Annotated in this window: 12 protein-coding genes; 6 read left to right on the top strand and 6 right to left on the bottom strand. The window is 53.6% G+C overall.

Going from position 1 to position 16,415, the window contains the following annotated elements; all coding sequences use genetic code 11:
* Positions 1–48 precede the first annotated feature (48 nt).
* From MRY86_RS04640 to MRY86_RS04620, 5 genes are all read left to right on the top strand, one after another.
* Positions 49–1,032 carry a glucosaminidase domain-containing protein gene (locus MRY86_RS04640; protein ID WP_293563002.1) on the top strand — a complete coding sequence of 328 codons (984 nt, stop codon included), beginning with the start codon at positions 49–51 and terminating at the stop codon, positions 1,030–1,032.
* Positions 1,033–1,058: 26 nt separating this feature from the next.
* On the top strand, positions 1,059–2,129 hold the full coding sequence (locus MRY86_RS04635) for a hypothetical protein (protein WP_293571036.1): 1,071 nt from the start codon (positions 1,059–1,061) through the stop codon (positions 2,127–2,129).
* A gap of 470 nt (positions 2,130–2,599) precedes the next feature.
* On the top strand, positions 2,600–4,915 hold the full coding sequence (locus MRY86_RS04630; RefSeq protein WP_293567896.1) for a hypothetical protein: 2,316 nt from the start codon (positions 2,600–2,602) through the stop codon (positions 4,913–4,915).
* 140 nt (positions 4,916–5,055) lie between these two features.
* A complete protein-coding gene (locus MRY86_RS04625; protein WP_293567898.1) occupies positions 5,056–8,223 on the top strand; it encodes a TonB-dependent receptor plug domain-containing protein in 3,168 nt (1,055 codons plus the stop codon).
* Position 8,224: 1 nt separating this feature from the next.
* Positions 8,225–9,763, top strand: coding sequence for a hypothetical protein (locus MRY86_RS04620; protein WP_293567900.1), 1,539 nt, complete (start codon positions 8,225–8,227; stop codon positions 9,761–9,763).
* A gap of 196 nt (positions 9,764–9,959) precedes the next feature.
* Here the strand turns inward: MRY86_RS04620 and MRY86_RS04615 are convergent, their stop codons facing one another.
* From MRY86_RS04615 to MRY86_RS04590, 6 genes are all read right to left on the bottom strand, one after another.
* Positions 9,960–10,616, bottom strand: a complete 657-nt coding sequence (locus MRY86_RS04615) for an RluA family pseudouridine synthase (protein WP_293567902.1) — start codon at positions 10,614–10,616, stop codon at positions 9,960–9,962.
* Positions 10,617–10,714: 98 nt separating this feature from the next.
* Positions 10,715–11,215: a hypothetical protein gene (locus MRY86_RS04610; protein ID WP_293567903.1), complete on the bottom strand. Its 501-nt coding sequence runs from the start codon at positions 11,213–11,215 to the stop codon at positions 10,715–10,717.
* Positions 11,216–11,241: 26 nt separating this feature from the next.
* Positions 11,242–12,399, bottom strand: coding sequence for a hypothetical protein (locus MRY86_RS04605; RefSeq protein WP_293567905.1), 1,158 nt, complete (start codon positions 12,397–12,399; stop codon positions 11,242–11,244).
* Between the two features lie 32 nt (positions 12,400–12,431).
* Positions 12,432–13,205, bottom strand: coding sequence for a glycoside hydrolase family 16 protein (locus MRY86_RS04600; protein WP_363325439.1), 774 nt, complete (start codon positions 13,203–13,205; stop codon positions 12,432–12,434).
* A 241-nt stretch (positions 13,206–13,446) separates the two neighbouring features.
* A complete protein-coding gene (locus MRY86_RS04595; protein WP_293567909.1) occupies positions 13,447–14,580 on the bottom strand; it encodes a glycosyl hydrolase in 1,134 nt (377 codons plus the stop codon).
* Between the two features lie 50 nt (positions 14,581–14,630).
* The gene (locus MRY86_RS04590; protein ID WP_293567911.1) at positions 14,631–15,104 is read right to left on the bottom strand and encodes a hypothetical protein; all 474 of its coding nucleotides are present in this window, start codon (positions 15,102–15,104) and stop codon (positions 14,631–14,633) included.
* A gap of 262 nt (positions 15,105–15,366) precedes the next feature.
* Between MRY86_RS04590 and MRY86_RS04585 the strand changes: the two genes are divergently transcribed.
* Complete coding sequence (locus MRY86_RS04585; RefSeq protein WP_293567913.1) at positions 15,367–16,398, top strand: serine hydrolase domain-containing protein; 1,032 nt, start codon at positions 15,367–15,369, stop codon at positions 16,396–16,398.
* Positions 16,399–16,415: the final 17 nt, after the last annotated feature.

Raw genomic sequence — 16,415 nt, 5'->3', positions numbered from 1 at the left:
GTAGTCCGCTTCTACTAAAGTATCTTTGCGCCCACAATCAAAAAGCCTATGCTCCGTCAGTTCCTGGCCGGGATATTTGAAATCACGCACGGTATTATGCTCACTCTGCTCTTCGCTGGAGCTGTGATTACAGGGTTGTATGTCTATCAGAACCGCTGGGACGAGGTATCAGAACTTCCCGTTATCCGGGAAATCACCGGCAACTACCGGCAGGGGCTACAGGCTATAGGCGGGCTCTCCGGACTGGCGCTGGAACGGTACGAAACGGGCGACTTCCAGGCGGTTGGTGGGGATTTAAGCGGACAACTGCCCCAAATCGCCCGCGCCTGGAATGCAGATGATATCCTGCGCAAGCTGCGCTTCTCCAAATCCAAAATGCGGCAGGCGGAAGTCTTTACTCAGTACATCGACCAACATGCGGAAAGCGCCTTGCGCGATATGCTGCTGCACCAGGTACCCGCAAGCGTCAAACTGGCACAGGCACTGCTGGAATCCCGGGCTGGTCAATCCGGCCTCGCGCGCAACACCAACAACCACTTTGGCATCAAAGCCCGCCCCAACGCCCAGGCCCGCCGAAAAATCCGCGAGCGCCGCTACGCCGACCTCCACAATCATGAGTTCATCCCGGTAGCCCCGGCCATCGGTGCCTGGCGCTTCCACGACGATAATACCTACGACCGGTTCGAGACCTACGAAGCCGTTGGTGACAGCTACGCCCGGCATACGCAGTTGCTTACACGTGACTGCACCTTCGGGCATACCGGCTGCTACGCCTGGATTTGGGCTGCTTATCCGCCGGGGCAGGAACACGACATCCGGGAGGCGGCAGCCGCTTTTTACCATCGTTCCGGTATCGCAGCTGCCGAATTTTTTGACGGGGACACCCGCGTCCCTTACTACGCCGCCTGTGCCGCCGGGCTGAAGATGGCCGGCTACGCCACAAGCCCCACTTACCATAAAAAAATCACTTATCTCATCGAGACCTACGAGCTATGGCGTTTTGACCTCGCCCTGCTTAAGGCTTTCGAATAATTTTTTCACGCATCAACACCAACATCATGAGTAATCAATACCGAAATAACAGCAGCCTTAGCAGCCTGCTCAAATTATTGGGGGCCACCTTTGCCCTTATCCTGCTCATCGGCGCGCTCGACAAGGCTGGCGTCAAAGTCATTATGGGGGACAAGCCCGCCGGTAATGCCTATGAAAGCAGCATGCTGCCCCGCACTGCCGAACGGGCAGAAGAAGGGCATACCGATTACGCTCCACCCCGCACGCGTGAACACTACCGGCGCTCTGCTGCCCGGGAAGCAACAGCCCCGGCCCGGGAAGGCCTTTCTGCCACAGACATCGACAATTTCCTTGATCAGTTCGCGGCTACGGCCCGTAAGCAGGCGCTGGAGAATGGTGTTCCCGCTGGTATCGCTCTGGCTTACGGCATAGAAGAACTGAAACGTGGGCAGCGCATTGATTCCTGGGAGGCTTTTCAGGAGAAGGTAACCGCTCCACTTTCCCGCCTCAAGCAGGAAGTGCCCCGGGACGCCCTGAGCCGCTATTTCAAATACTCCGCCAACAGTCAGCGCTGGGCGCAGGGCCTGGGCCGCTACTCCCGCCATTCTGAACAGCAATTGATGAGCAATCTGCAGCATTTCAACCTGGAAGCTGAGGACGAAGCTGTGACCGAAATCTTGCTGCAACAACCCGAAGACGCCTCCCGCGTACAGGAAGTCGCTGATGAAGTGACTGCAAAGATCGTTCATCGTCAGAATAAAGGGCAACGTACAGAAACACCCACTGCACGGGCACCTGAGACGGGTACAAAAGCCTGGCGCAATTTCTACGAAGAGGAAGTCGGCCATGAGGTGGCTAAGGAGATTGCCCGCAAAAAACTGCGCAGCGGGCAATACATTGGAGAAGCCGATATGGAAGCGCTGATTGAAGAAACCAATCAGGAAACAGAAGCCACTATGCAGAGCAACATCGGACTGCTGGGCCGGAAGATCAACCGGGAGCACCAAAATGCTGGTCAGAAAACGGACATCACCGACCCGCGTAATGCACAAGCCCGGGAAGAATTGTACCAACGGAAACTCCGGGAGCAGGGCTATGTAAAGGGCCACAAGAAATAGCGGGCCGGCCGTTGTGGAAATAATGGTGTTAATATTTTCAATTTCCGCTGCTTTCAGGAAAATAAATATAGGATAAATCTTATATTTGTGCCTGTTTCCACACTAGACGACCTGATCAGAAGTGCAAAAGCGCACCATTGTGCCGTATTTGCGCTTCAGCCTGGATAAACACTTCAAGTTAGTAAACCAACTAAACAAGCCAGGTTCTTACGATTCAAATAAATCCACCCGACACCCGGTGGACATCAGGCGGCGCTACGCTTTCCCTTTGCTGAAAGACAGCAGCGCTTATCAAGATTGAGAACATCCATACTTATGCCCTGCGGGGCATTAGAGAAACTAAAATGCCCGTTTTTGCGTATAAGCCGCTTACGGGGCTTTTTCTAAGGAGACCGACTTGCGCCAGGTGGCCGGGTCGTAAGCAATTTTGATTTTCAGGCGCTAATTTGCCTTAATTATAGCTACTCGATATGAATAAAACATTGATCTACCCATTGGCCATGATCGCCGCCCTTTTCCTAGGGCCGGTAAGCAACTATGCACAGGACATTTTCGACGGGCTCTTTGAAAAGGAACAGCCCCGGTTTTTCGCACAGGTCAACCCCACTTCGGTACCTGGCGAAGTCGAAATGATTTTTCACTTTACGCACAGTAAGGCCAGTGAGGTGGAAGCCTCCGTATGGCTTACCGATCTTGGTGCTAGCCTGCAGGACCCGGAAAGCAAAGAGATGGTTAGCGGATTGCGGACGCTCGGCAACCGAAAGCGTGACACCCTAGTCATCTCTGGTCTGACCCCACGCCATTTTTACAATATTGGTGTGGACTATCGGGTGAAGTCTACGATTCCCAAAAAATTTGAGTCTACCGTAGTGCGGGAACATTTTCGCTATGAGGGCAGCCAGTCACAGCCTGTGGTACAGCAGCCCCAAACGCAGCGCACTGCCCCCGCCAATCGGGACTGGCAGGCACGTTCTGCCCAGCCCATGCCGCAATCCAATGCACAACCCAACAGGGCACTCGCTCAGCAACCCTGCCAGGAACCACAGCTCAATCTTCGTGTGGACCCGGCAGGCTACTGCGACCGGCTCAATCGCCCGGCCGTTATCATCTCCTGCTCCAATTGCCAGGGCACGACCTGGGACTTTTTGGTCGAAGTAAAAGCTGGCAACGGCAAATGGTTCCCCACCCGTGCTGACGGGCGCCCACAGGCAGCCCTTGGCGTAGCGCCACGTACAGAGCCATTGTGCCTTATACCCGATAACAACTATCAGCTCCGGGTACTTGCATGGGGTGAAAACTGTAATTTGCCGGTGGTTAAAGAATTGGGTACCACGATTCAGGTGGGCAATTCCGTTGCTCAGCAGCCTGCGGCCCAATCTTATGGTCAACCTACCTCCAGCCCTTACCGCACTCAACCTGCAGCACCGGTTAATGCCCCGGAGGTTTGCGGTGTCTCCGGTACAGCAACGCTTATGGGCAAAACTATTCGGGGAAGCCTGCAGTTGCCCGCTAATTCTGACTGCTCTGCCCTCAATCCCTACGCCGAAGTAGCCTATGTGCACCCCGGCTACCGGGATATCAACATGGGTAAAATCAGCCTCTATCCCGGTTTAGATATGCCCTTCGAGCTCGACCTTGATCAGCGGGACCTACAGCGTGGTATCCATACGCTTCGGGTAACGGTTTATATGCCATTGCCTGACCTGCCCCGCCCGGTTGCTGCTGAAACCTTCTGGATTCGCGCAGAAGAGCAGGCAGCGACAGCCAATCGGAGCAGCGTCATTCCAGACCTGGAAAACCGCCTCCAAAATCAGCCCAGCGCTTACGCATCAACACCGGAGAGCTATAGCCAAACACCGGATGCTCCGATGCGGGGTACCATCGGCACCAAAGGTATTGAGCGTACGAATGAGGACTTATACATTGATGAAGCACTGCTGGAAGAACAAGCCAATACCATTAGCGTAACGGCTACGGACCCCAATTGCACGCCCATTCAGGACCTACAGTTGGTGTACAGCCCCACGCAGCCTGACCGGCCGCTTTACCTAAGCTGGCTCAGCCCGCGCTGCTGTCAGGAAGAAGGCTGTAAATACACCGTTTGGGCTGGCCCCACACCGGAAAAGCTCAGCCTCGTGGTTACCGGTCAGAAAGCCGGGGCACAGGTGAGTGAAATCCTGAACAACCTGCCCGCCCGGCACAACTATTTCGAGGTAGCCGTGGAAACCACAAATGGTGTCCGAAAAGCCGCTTATGTACCCGGCAACGGCCCCATCTACGGCATCGAAGCCGTATTAGACTACCACGATCAGTTCAAGCCCCAGAAAAGTGACCCTATACAGGGACAAATGAGCTCAGATACGCAGCGTAAAGGCGGCGTAGACGGAGGCCTGTCTGGCCGAATGAGCCCTCCTGCGCTGCCGGTAGCCATGGAAAGCAATCCGTTGCAGCCAAAGCTGCCAATTTCCAAATTCCGCCCCTGCAAATATCAGCGGGAAACCACGGTAACAGCAGATTACCCGATTCAGGCGGGTGAGACCGTAACCATCGATTACGCCTTTACGGAGCCCGACCATCAGTTTACGCTCTACCATCAGCCTTTCGGCAGCACCGAATGGCAACTGGCGCCGGGCACGACCGAACTGCAGTCTAAGCCAAGCTTCGAACTGCAAGCTACCGACTACCACGCCGGCAAATACCTGGTGCTGGTTTATAAAGATACCAAGAACTGGGGCTGTCTTTCCGCACCCCTTAGTGACCCGATTGAGCTGAATGTGGTCCGGTAAGGGCTTCTCGAAAGGTGTGTATTTTATTTTTGCCCCACTACTAAGTGTTGATCCTGCAACGGGTAGATTTACTGCTCGTTGCAGGATAATTCCCCACAACAGCAACGCTGCTCCACCCACAACCTTGAAAAAAAACGATTATGAGAAAAACGAGCTTCGTCCCTACCGGGATGCTGCTACTCTTATGCCTTTTGCCTGCTTTTGAAGCTGCTGCCCAGCGCCTGACCGTTCGGGGTACCGTCACCTCTTCCCTCACTGGGGAGCCGGTTAAAGGCGTCAAAGTGAGCCTCAATACCAGTGCAGAGACCGCACGATCGGAAAAGGACGGGAGTTACATCATCAATGTAGACCAGAATTTTTTCAATCCCAATCCTACGCCCACCCTGACATTCGCGCATCCCGATTACGAGGAGCAGTCCATAGCAGTGATCGGGCGCAAGCGGGTCGATGTATTGCTCCGGCCCATTAATGCACCGGGGGCGGTTTCTTTCTCCACCGGGCTGGCACAGCCTCGGGCTGTTCCTTTGCTGCCCTTTGGCGGGACCTTGCTGGAAGATGCCACGCTACAGCAAAACCGACCGAACCGGTTGAGTACTGCTCTTGCCGGACGAGTACCGGGGCTCCGCCTGCTACAGCCCGGCGGACAAGCGGGACAGGCTTACCATATCCAGCTTCGGGGCATCAATCAGCTATCTGGCACCCAACAGCCTCTTGTTCTGATTGATGGCATTTTCATGGCTGATGCTCAACTCCTGGATATCAACCCGGAGGATGTTGATAAGGTGGAGGTCTTGAGAGGAGCCGCCGGAGCCGCCGCCTTTGGCGCGCAGGGGGCCAATGGCGTTATACAGATTTTTACGAAAAACGGATACGAGCTGGCAGACGAGCAAACCCAGGTGACCTACCGTACGGATTATCAGGTGAGTGATGTGCAGGAAGCTTATCCCACGCTTGGTTTTACCAATCGGGAAATCCTAAGCCCAGCTGGCCCGCAACCTCTGTTGGGCGGCCCTCTGCCTGCCAACACTTTCACCAACGCCCTGCCCAATATTCAGGATTACGAAAGCAGTCATCTGTTCGAACGGCGCAGCCTGCGTTCCAACTCGCTCACAGTTACCGGAAGAACAGGCGGTACCTCCTTCCGGGGCTCGGCCCAGCGTTTCCGCGACGAAGGCGTCATCCCGGGCCGTGAAGGCTATACCCGGCACGCCTTTCGTGCCAATCTTGGTCATCAGGCGGGCGACCGGCTGAAGGTCAGGGGCAGCGCCTACTATGTGAGCAGTCAGAACGATGCGGGGGCAGCATTGGGCGCTACGCCCGACAACCCCGTTGCCAACACCCTGCTCATGACCCCCATGTTTGACCTTGATGCCCGAAACGAAGAAGATGGAACGCCCTTTGACTGGGACATCGACAATACCGGTGCACGCATCACCAATCCGCTTTACCTGCGGGAGCAACTCCAGGCTGAGGAGCGCCACAGCCGTCTGATGGGTATGTTTGGAGGCACTTTTGAGGCTGCTAAATGGCTGGACATCGACTACGCCGCCACCCTTGACCGCAGCACCACGCAGCGTCAATTGTTTATCGACAAAGGCTACCTAAGCACGAACGTACCGGTCGGTTTCAGCCCGCTTGTGACCTCGGGCGTTCAGGGCAGCAACGGCGGCGGGCTGGAATATGCCGAGCGCCTGCAACAGTACTTCACTTCCTCACTCAGCCTTTTGCTGCATAAGGAATGGCTGGGCTTCAATACCGCCTTCCGGGCGGGGCTGCTGTATGAGGACCTCGACCGGGACTTTTCCCTGGCAAGGGGCGAAAACCTGGCGGTGGCCGGCAACCGCTCCCTCGATAATCCGCAATCCGAAACCAATATTTCTTCCCTGGCGGAGGAGATGACGACCTACAGCGGGTTTGCGCAGGCCGATGTGGACTTCCGCGACCGCTATGTGTTCACTGCTGCAGCCCGGGCAGAACAGTCGACGCTATTTGGCGAAAGTGTGGACTGGCCCGCCTTTTACCGCATCGGTGCCGCTTACCGTATGAGCGAGGACGTTAATCTGAAAATCTTCCAGGAACTGAAATTCCGGGCAGCAATGGGTACTGCAGGCATACGCCCCGCCTATCAGCAACGGTATGAGACCTACGAGCTGGTCAACGGCAGCCTGAGCCGGCAAACCATTGCCAACGATGCCCTGCAGCCGGCCCGAACGCAGGAACTGGAAGTGGGCGTGGATATGACAATTTTCAAAGCCTTTACTCTTTCCGGGACCTACGTACAGTCCACGACCGAAGATCAAATCCTCTTTCAGCAGCTGTCCGGTGGTGCCGGTTTTGAAGGGCAATGGCGCAATGCCGGGACGGTGGAAGCCGATATTTACGAAGGCAGCCTTTCCATAGATTTCAAAAAGCTGTTCCGCATTCCGGGCGCTAAGGTGCGCTGGAACGTACAAGCTACCGGGCAACGGGTGGAGCAGCGGGTAGCCGCCCTTGCCATTCCTGCCTATGAAACGGGCCCTGGCTGGGCGAATACCAGTCTCTTTCGCATAGAAGAAGGGCAGCCCCTGGGCATAATGGTGGGCCAGGCCTTTGCCCGTACCCCCGATGATTTATCGGACAATCCCGATTTCAACCCCTTCGACTACACCACCAATGAGCAGGGTTTTATCGTGCAGCAGGACCTCCTCGGGACGCCTGCAGAAGTCCCCCTGCTGATTACAGATGAGAATGGCGCGCCCGTGCAGCAAGTCATCGGCGATATTAATCCCGACTTTCAGCTTGGCATTGCCCATACCTTTGCCTATGCAGGCTTCGAGCTCTTTGCGTTGTTCGACTGGCGCAAGGGCGGGGATATTTACAACTATACCAAACAGTGGATGTATGCCAATGAGCGTCATGCCGACCTGGCCGCCTCCCCCGAACTGCCTGCCACGTTCTACGGGGCGCAGGGCTTGTCCAATAACCTGATCCCGAATGCCTATTTTGTAGAAGACGGGTCCTACTTCATGCTCCGGGAGGCCGCTATCAGTTACACTTTTACACCGGAGCGCCTGCCTGCTCTGAAGAATATCTTTGAAGAAATCCGCTTCAGCCTGATCGGGCGAAATCTGTTTACCCTGACCGACTACAGCGGCTACCACCCGGCCTTAACCACCACCACAGCCGGCAATCCCCTACAGCAGCGGCAGCCCGGGACACCGGGTAGTCAGCTGGCGAGCCCCGGGGGCAATCCCACCCTGTTTGCCGTCGATTTCTTTAACCATCCGCTGCGGCGCCACCTGGGCTTCAGCGCACAAATAACGTTTTGATATGCTACGTAAATTTACCTTTTCCGTTCTGACGGTGCTGATGGCTGGCCTTTGGTCCTGCGAGTCGCTGGACAATGCTCCTCAGCTTACGCCCGATGGGCAGCAGGTCATCAGCAAAGGCACGGACTTGCAGGAAGCCCTGCGCCGCGGCTATGCCACCTGGTGGGGCAGCATCCACAGTCCGGAGCCCGCTGTGGCGCTCGGTGTTACCGCGGATGCCTACGCCCTGCCCTGGGATGACTTTGGCGCGGCTGCCATGGGGCAGGAACCACGCCTTTCTTACCGTAACCTCAATTCCGAGCCCCTGGATTACCGGGCGATCGTGGAAGTACCCTGGTACGGGTGCCTGCAGGCGGTGGCTGATGCGAATGATGTGCTGAATGCCCTTTCGCAAGGCGTGAGCATTGATCAGAACGGCCCGCAGGATCAGTCGGTACGGGCAGCCGCGTATGCCCTGCGTGGACTGAGCTGGGGCTATTTGTCGCTTTGGTTTGATCAGGCACCAGTGGTGGATGAAAATACCAAGCTGGGCGGTACGATTGAATTTCTGCCCTACACAACGGTCAATGCCCGGGCAGTAGAGGAACTGGAAGCCGCCATCCAATTGGCTGAGGCGAATGGCATTGATTTCATCCACAACTACTTTAATGGGCTGCCATTGGACGGGAGTGCTTTCGCAGAGCTTGCCCACAGCTACGCTGCCCGTTTTTTGGCGCAAGCCGCCCGCACGCTGGATGAAAATGAGACGACCAATTGGCAGGCCGTCCTCCAACACGCTGAGCTAGGGGTGACTTTTGACTTCGCTCCCAACGCCAATGGCAATCAGTGGACAAGCTATCAGCAATATACCCTTGCCAATACGGAAGCCGGCCCTTTCTGGGCGCGCCTCGACCAACGCCTTGTGGCCGCCTTCGACCCCAATCAGCCGGCCCGCTACCCGCAAGTGGAAGCCAATGGAGAAGCCCCCTTGTCCGAAACACAGGCGACCTCCGGGGATGCCCGCCTGACTTCCGACTTTGTTTACAGCCCGGTGGTGGGATTCCCCGCCGAACGAGGGGAATGGCACTTTTCGCACTATCAGCATAAACGCCAACTGATCCAGCCTGGCTTATTCGGTGATGGCCTTGCCGGTCCTATGCCGACCTTTCTCAAAGCCGATAATGACCTGCTTAAGGCAGAAGCGCTCCTTCGCACCAGCCAAACTGCTGCTGCTGCCAACGTGATCGACGGTGGTTCCCGAACTAGCCGGGGCAACTTACCGCCCCTTACCGCTGCGGCCTCCTATTTTGAAGTGGAAGAAGCCCTGCTCTACGAGCGCGCCATTGAGCTGTTCAATACGGCCCCAGCCAGTCTCTGGCTCGACCGCCGCCGGATGCGCCCCCGCGAAGCCTTCACCGAAGTGACGGCCCTGGGCGGCCTGCAATTGGGTACACCGGCACAGCTGCCAGTACCCGCTTCTGAGCTACGCATCAATGGTATGGAGGAGTATAGCTTTGGTGGTGAGCAGGACCCGCAGGGAATAGAGCGTTTTTTCTATTGATATGATCCAACCTTCCAAAGAATACCGTAGATCAAATTGTAAGGAGTGAAATGCCCGCTTTTCCAAAGCGTGTGCATTTTGTGTGAATCTTTCGGCACCGGCGGTTAGGAGCGCGCCGGTCCGATGCTAAGCAAAATTGCTATTGTAAAGATTTTGCTTAATCGATGCAGTGGTGCAGTTTGTGCCACTGCTTTTTCTATTTCAACGCCTCTGCCCATTCCGGGAGTGGCGCTTCCACCAATTGCCGGTCTTTTTTCCGCTCGTCGAAGAATTCCAGTTTCCAGGCATGCAGCATGATGTGGTGGTCCTGATAAGGCTGGGCAGCACCATAGTGGACATCACCAGCTACCGGACAGCCCTCGAATGCCAGCTGAGCCCGGATTTGATGGTAGCGGCCCGTGAGGGGCTCCAATTCCAAGAGGGTTCGATTGTCCGAAGTTGTAGTCAGGGCTTTGTAGTTGAGCAGGCATTCCCGGGCCTTTTCGGCAGGTTCTTTATGGACAATGGCCCGCTTTGATGCCCGGTCTTTTTCCAGCCAATGGTGTAGTGTGCCCTGTTCAGATGGTGGGGGCTGACTGACCGCAGCAAGGTAGGTCTTGCGTACGTCCTTTTCCACAAACTGCCGGTTGAGCTTCCGCAGGACACTTCTGTGCTTGGCGACGAGCACGACGCCGGTCGTTACCCGGTCCAGCCGGTGCACAATCCCCACATAGGGATTGCGGCGCTCCGCTTCCAGGTGCGCATAAACCAAGGACTCCACCGATGGGCCAAAGGGGTTACGCTCTACCTGAATACCGGCCGGCTTGCTAACCACCAGCCAGTCTTTGGTCTCTTCGATGATGTGTATTTGCAAGATAATCGTTTTTAAAAGTCTGTATGCCGGTAGGGCTGCAAATATAGTAAGGGGTTTATCCCGTCTCAATCCAGGTTCTCCCCGTTCCCTAATTGATCCTATTTCCGAACTCTTGTAGAATGAAGTTGCTGAAGCTTCCACCTGCCTTCATCCTTTATGGCAATGGCGCTTTCCAGCCAATGGGCCGTACCTAAAGTGTCCTGTCCTTTGACCCAGGTGCCGTAATTGTGATAAGCCACCCAGATGGCGTGCTTGTGGTGTTCAGATTTTAGGAAATCAAAACGGTTTAGTCGCTGGTATTGTTGGGCCTTCATTGATTCCCGCTCCCTGATCAGGTAACTCGCCACGGAGTCATTGTTCCAGACCACACCATTTTCCAGCAGCATGAAGTCTTGGGTGTGGTGGGCTTCGATCTTTTGAGTGTCCAAATCTGACCAGATGTCGTCGAAGGACTGCATGACCAAGCTTTTTACCGTCTCTATATCACGCTGTATCTGCTGGCTGTCGATTGGATTCGTTTGCGGGTCGGCAGGCTCGGAGCTTTCACTGCAGGACAATAAGCCGAAGAGGAGGAAGGTAAGGGAAAGGATTCTTTTCATAATTGGATAAGTTAGAAACAATGGGGTCAGTCCGAAAATCTGGACTCAAAATAAGACTTTCGGTCAGCGTTTTCGATATGAGTAATAATACCACGGGCGATTTCGCGGACAAACCGCTGTTCGTCAGCACTAAGCTGTGCATAAACCGCATCAAAGAAAAGCAGATACCCTTTGTTGATATCCCTGATCCGGGGCAGTAAGGTTGTGAACTCAAGATCTGCCCGGAGGTAATCTAAAATGAAATGCTCCCTAAAAAATGCTTTATTTTTTCCAGGTTGTGGTTGAAAGGTTCTGGTCAGTCCTTCGACTTTGAGCTGGTCTGCAAAGGGTTGGTACCATTGTTGGGAAACCGATAGCCCGATATGTACCGGGCGGTCACCCTGATAGGACCCTAGAAAGTGCTGTACAACGTTAGCCCAGTTCGTCTCGTATTCGTTGATGTCTACTTCTTCCAGGATGAAGGCGGGGATATCCAATTGCTCAAAAACACGCTCCCGGTACCCGTCAAAAAGGAGGAAATCGATATTGATCACCAGAATATCAGTACGGATGCCCTTTGCATCCTGAAGCATCCACACCGGGTAAGTATCATTATCATGCTGCGTTAGCAATATGCCATTTTCACCAACCGACTGCAGGGTATTGTACCCGTAGTTCATCAGCGCAATTGGGAATTCCCGCTTCTCAAACCAGCGTTGGTTGACTTCTTTTCTCAGCTCCGGGTTGTGCGTGCTTGTGGCGTAGGTAGCCACTGTAGCGAGCAGCCCGGGAAAATCCGGGTTCATTTGGTAGGCCTTTATGAGATACGCTCCTTCTCCGGGATATACGGCGGCAGTGGAGCCCCTTACGAAATTGTAAGTAAAGGACTCCGGGATGTGCTCGCCCATCAGTTTGACGATGTCATCCCCAAGCCTAAGGTGCGGCCCTTCCTTTACGAAATCGGAGCTCCAGTTGGCTTTGCCCTGAGCATTTCGGTTGGCCCGGTAGTAATTGTACCAGCTGTCTTCGTTTTGGAGGTCCTTTTGGAGCACTTCCCACCACAAGCCTGCCTGTGCTATATAATAACTCAAAGGCCGGTCTTCCTTAGCGAATGAAATCTGGGGTTCTGGTACCGCGGTGGGCTGAGCGGTGCCAGCGGACTGGAAGGTCCAACTTAGGCATAGTAGAAGGAGTATTTTTCTCATAGATGACGTTTTTCTGTAAGCCGGGCTGGGAATTATTGATTTTTTCGCCGCTCGTGCTTCACCCAGTCTACCTCCATCACCCATTCGCCCGTCATAGGCGAGTCAGTAATTTTGGCGTAGTTCAGAATGGCAAACATCGGCTCCGGGTATTTGTCCCCTTCCCCTTCGTTACGGTACACCTCTTTGCCATCGAGGCGGTAGACCAGGTCGCTGCCTTCCCATTCGACGGCGTACTCGTGAAATTCATTCAGGGTGGCCGGGAAGTTCCGTCGCATGCTTTCCCAATCACCTTTGTCGCACTCCCCAAGGCTAACGATAGCGCCTGTGGTAAACTCGTCTTTCATGTGGTCGCCATGGTGCTCAAAGATGTCGATTTCGCCGGACCCAGTTAGCGGCCAGCAGACATTTTCGTCTTCCTCCTGCACCGGGGGCTCGTTGTTTTGAGCGCCCAGCAGCCACCATGCGGGAAACATACTGGCTTCCCCGTTGCTGGATAACTTCAAACGGGCAGTCCACCTGCCTTTGATAAACTCCTTTCGGTTTTTAGAGCAAATCCGGCCGGCTACATATTCGGTAGGAGGGTGCTGATTGCCGTGTTTATCAAAATTGTCACAGGGGCGCTGCTCACCGATGTTGACCACTTTGAGCTTTAGCGTACCGTTGCTGACTTCACGAGTGCCAAATTCGCCATCAGGTACGTAGCATTGATTTTCATTGTTCACCCAAATGCGCTGGTCCTGCCAGTTATCGGGATTGAAAGTCTCGAAATCATCTTGAAAATCGACTTCCCAGGTATCATCAGACATATCTTGAGCGGTGTTGTTTTTTGGGCTGCTTTCCTGGCAACTGAAAACCAGCTGCACTAGCACTAACAGTGCCATTGTTGAAATGAGTCTCATTTTTATATCCTTTTGATTGGAACTATGGATTTAAGGTATCACTTATCTGGTAATTCTAAAGCATGATTTTAAAAGTCTGAGAGGATTCTAACTCCGGCATTCTGGCTCTGATGATGCACTTTATTTACAGCCATAAGCTATTGCCCCCTCACTTCATGTACCCCAACTGCTCAAAAAGCCTCTCCGACTGTTTCAAATATCGGTCCTTGCCGGTCTCCTCAAACCAAGCCTTTGCGACCTGTGGGTTGTTCTGCAGCCGGCTGTCCTGCCAGGTGGATATCCCTTCAATGTTCAATTGAGTCCAGTCTTCATTGATGAAGCTGATCGCTTTGATATTCTTGTTGTAAGCGAAGGAGAAGAAGTTTACAAACCATTGATCCCAGACCGCCGTACTTTCCTCTGTTATGCCGTTGATGGGGCTGGCCTCTGCGATCATGACGGGCTTTTTGTGGGTTTTAGCAAAATCAAGGACCCGGTTGCAATCCGGTCCAAAATCAGTTCCATTGTAGGCGTGCCCAAATACCGATATGCCCACCCAGTCCACGTAATCATCTCCCGGATACCAGTCTGCGATGGGGTATCCTTTATAAGTCGGAGCAGCATAGGAATGCCAGACCAACGCCACATTTTCCACTCCCTCTGCGCGCATCAGGTCAACGATGTGGCGATAGGCTTTCACATACTCCTCCGGTTCAAGCGCGTTGTGGGCGCCATCGAACTCGTAGCCAATCCGCAGATAAACCGGCCGGTTGGCCGCCTTTGCCCAGGCACTGTACTTGATGATGACATCATCGTATTCGCCTTTACCAGCTTTCTCTGCGATTCCCCATTTGCCTACCATCCACAGGGCGCTTTGGATGGCCGTGTTCGGGAATTTTCTGACCAACATCTGGTGGTTTTGAGTATTGCCCGTTTGGATTTCATGAGCCTTCGCTACACCCGTAAATTCCGGAATGCCCCAGTAAGCGGACCACCCGCCGGGGAGGGGTTCGGATCGGAAGGCTTTCTGGTATTCGGTAATCTGCTCCACTGTTTGCCCCATAATAAGTAGGGTTTTCCCCTCCGGTGGTACAAACCTGGATTGCCCGTAAGCGTACACAAATTCCGGATCTACTGCTGTATTGATTTTTCCAACCATGTCCTTTGCTATTTGATTACTGGCCTTTTCACCCTGATGCTCAGGCAGGGTTTTTGTGCCGCCACAGGATACTGTCACCAAAACCAGGATAACTGATAGCAATAGAAAGAAAGCAGAATGGATGACCTTTTCCTGTGGAATCATTCTTGTTTTATTGTTTTCCTGATTGTATAAACCGGTAAACCACAGGCTCCTTAGTGGCCGGAGGCCTGGAGTACTTTACGGTTGGACCGGTACTGTCCGAGGCCAACGCTGTCAAACTCATCCATATCTTCCGAACGGTGAACGCCTAAATGCTTCAGGACGTGGTTGACTGCACCGTCTACTACTGTGAAATGCCGGCTTTCCGTTGTCGGCTCTACGCCATCGTAGGATATCATTGGGCCCTCAATTTGTGCACCATCTTCCCATATAGCGGAGGTTTGCGTGCCTATGCCTCCAAAGTAGGCGGTTTCGATATAGGCACATTTTCCCAGCATAGAAAGCCGGCGGATTACCGATGTTGTGGCTTTACTGAGTGCTTCAAAAGGAGGTATTGGTGCTTCAGGAGCGTTGTCTTGTTCAGGGCTGCTCAAAGCGATCAGGTGATACCCCTCAGCCAACTTGACATTCGGTAAATCACCCAAATAGGTGAAGCCCGTTATTATACCGTGTAGATTATGCGCCATTGTGGTGGTGATTGAGTCATTGAGGAATTGAAGCGTTATTTAAGCCCAAACCATGGAAAAGCAATACTGCTGGCACCGGGCATGAAGGGTACGATCTTACTAATTCCACTGCAATATAGTCATCAATCCTGTTATTCCAGATTCCGGAACAATCATGCTGCAAAAGAATAATTATTGCAAATCCTGCTAAGTTATGTACCTTCCTGCATCAGTGGCCCGTTTTTAGCCGTTCCTTCAGACAGTAAAAAAATCGGAATACCCTATGTCAGCTGACCGGAAAACGCAGATTATCAGAATCGTCCTCTTCGTTGGGACAATCGTCTCTTTGTACTTCGTGCCCTGGCCTATGCTTAAAGCGTGGTTAAAGCCGCTGCCGGATACGGTACAGGAGCAGGTGGAAGACGCCCTTGACTACGGGTTCGATGGGGTCATCGTTTACGTAGATCAGGCGGGGCAGCCCCCGGCGTATCATGCAGCCGGCTGGCATGATCCCAAAAACAAAATTCCCGCTTATCCGGAAGCTTTTTTTAAAATTGCCAGCATCAGTAAGCTTTACACCGCCGTAGCCATCGCCAAATTGGTGCACGATGGCCATTTATCTTTGGACAAAACCCTTGCCGATTACTTTCCTGAACTGGCCGGGCGAATGAAGTATGCCGACAAAGTGACGCTGGCTATGCTGGTACAGCACCGCAGCGGCATTCCCAATTACACCAATACGCCTAACTACTGGGTGGCCCCAAAGGAAACCAATGAGGAAAATCTGGAGCTCATACTCGATCTGCCTGCTAATTTCGAACCCGGTACCAGCTATGAATACAGCAATACCAATTACCTGCTGCTGGGGGAACTGATGGACAAAGTGCTGGGGTATCCCCACTTTCAGTTTATTCAGAAAGCCATCCTTGACCGGCTCCATCTGAAAAATACGTTTGCATCAGTCAGTGACGTTGATCCTGACCGGGTGATGAGTGGTTATTATGTGGGCTATCCTCATGATTTAAAAGGTGAAGACATGGGCATGCTCGCCACAGCCGAGGATGTCGGCATCTTTTTGAGGGCGCTAAACGACGGGTCTGTCTTTGATGGTAAAGAGCAGGAAATTTATTCGTCGATTTACGTTTACGAACATACCGGGCTGATCCCCGGCTATCAGAGTATTGCCCGGTACCACAGGGATATTGATGCGGTGGTGGTACAGTTTACGGGCCCAACCGACTTTGAGGGCTACAACTGGGGCTTAGCGGATATCGTTTATGGCCGGGTTTTGAAGATACTGCGTAGGAACAAGTAAAATGTTAGGTAAATAGC

Source organism: Phaeodactylibacter sp. (genome assembly GCF_022763345.1).
In the GTDB taxonomy this organism is placed as follows: domain Bacteria; phylum Bacteroidota; class Bacteroidia; order Chitinophagales; family Saprospiraceae; genus Phaeodactylibacter.
The sequence above is the reverse complement of the archived record's forward strand: the minus strand, read 5'-3'. Positions and strand labels throughout refer to the sequence as shown.

Coding starts and splice junctions, on each gene's coding strand:
- MRY86_RS04640 (WP_293563002.1), top strand. CDS start 49: ATGCTCCGTCAGTTCCTGGCCGGGATATTTGAAATCACGCACGGTATT.
- MRY86_RS04635 (WP_293571036.1), top strand. CDS start 1,059: ATGAGTAATCAATACCGAAATAACAGCAGCCTTAGCAGCCTGCTCAAA.
- MRY86_RS04630 (WP_293567896.1), top strand. CDS start 2,600: ATGAATAAAACATTGATCTACCCATTGGCCATGATCGCCGCCCTTTTC.
- MRY86_RS04625 (WP_293567898.1), top strand. CDS start 5,056: ATGAGAAAAACGAGCTTCGTCCCTACCGGGATGCTGCTACTCTTATGC.
- MRY86_RS04620 (WP_293567900.1), top strand. CDS start 8,225: ATGCTACGTAAATTTACCTTTTCCGTTCTGACGGTGCTGATGGCTGGC.
- MRY86_RS04610 (WP_293567903.1), bottom strand. CDS start 11,215: ATGAAAAGAATCCTTTCCCTTACCTTCCTCCTCTTCGGCTTATTGTCC.
- MRY86_RS04605 (WP_293567905.1), bottom strand. CDS start 12,399: ATGAGAAAAATACTCCTTCTACTATGCCTAAGTTGGACCTTCCAGTCC.
- MRY86_RS04600 (WP_363325439.1), bottom strand. CDS start 13,205: ATGTCTGATGATACCTGGGAAGTCGATTTTCAAGATGATTTCGAGACT.
- MRY86_RS04595 (WP_293567909.1), bottom strand. CDS start 14,580: ATGATTCCACAGGAAAAGGTCATCCATTCTGCTTTCTTTCTATTGCTA.
- MRY86_RS04590 (WP_293567911.1), bottom strand. CDS start 15,104: ATGGCGCATAATCTACACGGTATAATAACGGGCTTCACCTATTTGGGT.
- MRY86_RS04585 (WP_293567913.1), top strand. CDS start 15,367: ATGTCAGCTGACCGGAAAACGCAGATTATCAGAATCGTCCTCTTCGTT.